We start from the raw sequence: 2,752 nt of genomic DNA on the forward strand, positions 1-2,752 counted from the left end.
CGTTGCACCACGAACACCACCACCAGCACGATCACGATCACCAGGCCGGCCTGGCGCCAGAGCGTGTCGATCAGGATCTGCCGCGCCAGCGTCTGGCGCAATTCCAGGGTCTCGGCCACCTGTATCGTCGCCATGCCCTGACCGTCCACGCCGGCCACGGGCTGCAGCAGGACCGCCATGCGCACCGGAAAGCCCCGGTATTCGTCGTCGTAAAACGCCACCAGCGCGGCATAAATGCTTTGCTCGGGCAAGCGCCCGCGCCACAGCGGCAGGTCTTCAAAGCCCGAGACCATCTCGCCCGAAAAACCACTCACGCGGTAAAAAATGCGGCTGCGGTTGTCGGCCTCGAAGGCTTCGAGTGCCGAGTACAACAGGGACGAACGCACCTGCGCCTGCTCGCCGCTGCCCACCACCTGCAGCTGTTCGCCCAGCGACTTTGCCGTGGCCAGCAAGGTGCGGTCGTAGGCGGTGTCGGCGGCGGCCAGGGCCTGGCGGTAGAGGACCACGGTGTTGATCAGAATGAAGCCGAACACCGGCAGCAAAATGCCCAGCAGCAAAGTGCGGCGCAGCGATACCGTCTTCATGGACTGGCCTTGAGCAGGTAGCCCAGGCCGCGCAGCGTCACCAGTTGCACGCCGGTGTGGGCGATGCGTTTGCGCAGGCGGTAGGCCACCACTTCGATCGCTTCGGGCTGTGCCTGGCTCTCGCCGGGAAACACCAGCTCGAACAGGCGCTCCTTGGAAATGGCATGCCCGGGGCGTGCCAGCACCGCACGCAGCAAGGCCGCTTCGCGCGGCGCCAGCTCCAGCAACTGGTTCTGGAAATACACCGCGCCACTGTCGTGTTCGGCGTGCAGGCCGCACCAGGCGGGCGCGTGTGGCGCTGCGATGGCGGCGCTGTCCACCGGATTGGCCGAACGCCGCACCAGCGCTTTCACGCGGGCTTCGAGCTCGTCCAGATCGAAGGGCTTGGCCATGTAATCGTCGGCACCGATGTTGAGTCCCAGAATACGGTCGCCCACCGTGCCGCGCGCCGTGAGGATGATGACCGGCGTGGTCAGGCCCGCCGCACGCGCCGCGCTCAGCACCTCCAGTCCGTCCACGCCGGGCAGGCTCAGGTCCAGCAGCACCGCGTCTGGCAAACTGGCCTGCCACAGCGCCAGCGCCCTGGACCCATCGCCACAGGTGAGCACCTGCATGCCACGCCGCTCGAACGAGCGCTGCAAGGTGGTCTGCATGGTGAGGTTGTCTTCGATCAGAAGCAGTTTCATGTCTGCACGATTATGGGCAGGATGCAGTGGACCGGTGGCACCGGGTGTGCCCGCATTGTCTAGGGTTTGCCCGGTGGCGCCAGACAGCGGGCTGACAGTCTGGTGTTGCAGCATATTGGATTCGATGAGCCAAAAAACCTTGGAGCGCGCGATGCATCGCGACACTTTTCTCAAATCCCTGGGCGCCTTGGCCTTGCTGGCCTGTCTGCCGCTGCCCGGCCGTGCCGGCATGGATGTGCGCCTGATGATCCCGGCCAACCCGGGTGGCGGCTGGGACAGCCTGGGCCGGGCCCTGGGGCGCGCCTTGCAGACCCTGGACCTGGCCACGGTGAGCTACGAGAACAAGGGCGGGGCTGCGGGTGGCATCGGTCTGGCCCAGTTCTACAACACCAGCCGGGGCGACCCCAACGCCTTGATGGTCATGGGTGCGGTGATGCTGGGCGGCATCATCACCAGCCGACCCCCGGTATCCCTGACCCAGCTCACCCCGATCGCGCGCCTGATCACCGAATACAACGTGTTCGTCTTGCCCCCCGATTCGGCCTACCAGAGCATGTCCGACGTGGTGGCCCAGCTCAGGAAAAACCCCAGCAGTATCCGCTGGGGCGGGGGCTCGCGCGGCTCCACCGAACACATCGCCGTTGCGCAGATCGCGCAGGCGGTGGGCGTGTCGGCCGCCAAGATCAACTACGTGCCTTTCCGGGGCGGCGGTGAAGCCACCGCCGCCATCCTCAGCGGCAACGTCACCGTGGGCGGCAGTGGCCTGAGCGAATTTGCCCGCTACATCGCCAGCGGAAAAATGCGCGCCATCGCCGTCACCTCGCCGCAGCGCCTGCCAGGCATCGCCGTGCCCACGCTCAAAGAGCAGGGCATTGACGTGGAAATCGGCAACTGGCGCGGGGTGTATGCGGCGGCGGGCATCAGCGCCACCGAACGGGACGCGCTCACCGCTCTGGTGGTGCAGGCCACCCGCAGCAACGCCTGGGCCGAGACGCTGGCTCGCTACAACTGGACGCCCGCCGTATTGACAGGCAGCGCCTTCGACGCCTTCGTCGAGCGCGATTTCGCCACGCTGCGGGCCACCATGGTGCGGGCCGGCATGGTTTGAGGCGCGGCCAGCCACTACAGAGACAGTAGAGACAGCGGCATGCGCGGCCGCCCCTGCGCCTCTTCTGCGCCTTTGACGATGCCCGCTCGGCGCGCAAAGCTGCAACAGCACCACCGAGCACAAGCACCGCCCGAATGCCGGGGCATCACCTTGGCGTTGCTTGTGAAGCGCGAGGGCAAACGCGACGGCAAGCAGCATGGATATCCTGAGAAACGGCGTGGTCACGCGACCCTTGTGACGACAGAAATGCCACGCCCGCGCATGGTCTGAACAACGATAGGGTGACCGTGGAATACCGATCCGCAGGCTCCTTGGGCAGCAAGCGATAGAACGGGCCGCCCGAGTGGACTCTAGGCGCCGACCAGTCGCATGGA

General features: G+C 66.2%; 3 protein-coding genes. 1 reads left to right on the top strand and 2 read right to left on the bottom strand.

Annotated elements, in window-relative coordinates; all coding sequences use genetic code 11:
- Both ABYB95_RS20880 and ABYB95_RS20885 read right to left on the bottom strand, forming a co-directional pair.
- On the bottom strand, positions 1-584 hold a 584-nt coding region (locus ABYB95_RS20880; RefSeq protein ID WP_372661419.1), incomplete at its 3' end, for a sensor histidine kinase N-terminal domain-containing protein.
- Positions 581-1,270: a response regulator transcription factor gene (locus ABYB95_RS20885; RefSeq protein WP_372661422.1), complete on the bottom strand. Its 690-nt coding sequence runs from the start codon at positions 1,268-1,270 to the stop codon at positions 581-583. The genes ABYB95_RS20880 and ABYB95_RS20885, both read right to left, overlap by 4 nt.
- A 151-nt stretch (positions 1,271-1,421) precedes the next feature.
- On the opposite strand from ABYB95_RS20885, the gene ABYB95_RS20890 reads away from it, so the two are divergent.
- Positions 1,422-2,378 (top strand): tripartite tricarboxylate transporter substrate binding protein, encoded by a 957-nt coding sequence (locus tag ABYB95_RS20890; RefSeq protein ID WP_372661425.1) that lies wholly within the window; start codon positions 1,422-1,424, stop codon positions 2,376-2,378.
- The last annotated feature ends 374 nt before the right edge of the window (positions 2,379-2,752 follow it).

Source organism: Hydrogenophaga sp. (assembly GCF_041633695.1).
Classification (GTDB): Bacteria; Pseudomonadota; Gammaproteobacteria; order Burkholderiales; family Burkholderiaceae_C; genus Hydrogenophaga.